Below are 541 nucleotides of genomic sequence, written 5' to 3' on the forward strand. Positions count from 1 at the left end.
AAGTCGTATCAAATAGATCTAGTACACTGACGCTAAGCGAAATACCAAATCTAGCGCTTCGTGAGTTTGATAGTGCGCATTCGCATGATCACGACGGTCATGACCACGGTAGCCACGACCCGCACTTTTGGTTGGGTATTAAACCGGTTAAACAGGTCGCCCAAGCTGTTGTGAACAAATTGGTGGAAATCGACCCAGCTAATGCGAAAACGTACAGCAACAATCTTGTTAAATTTGAAGAACAGCTAGCGGCTAAAGATAAGGAAATAGAGCAGCAGTTAGCACCAGTGAAGAACCAAGGATACTTCGTTTTCCATGATGCGTACGGTTATTTTGAAGAGCGTTACCAGTTAAATAATCTAGGACACTTTACGGTGACTCCCGATCGAAAACCGGGTGCCAAGACGCTGATTCAGATCAGAAAAACACTGGGATCAGGTAACGTGGCTTGTGTGTTTTCTGAGCCTCAATTTACACCAGCCGTTGTCGAGAGTGTGATGCGTGGCAGCAATGTGGCCAAAGGCGAGCTTGACCCATTAGG

At 46.2% G+C, this 541-nt stretch carries 1 protein-coding gene; it reads left to right on the plus strand.

The features are described from left to right. Nucleotides 1-541, plus strand: a 541-nt coding sequence (locus R7R24_RS29830) for a zinc ABC transporter substrate-binding protein (protein WP_318120605.1), incomplete at both ends; no start/stop codon positions are given.

It is taken from the genome of Vibrio sp. 704, from assembly GCF_033339295.1.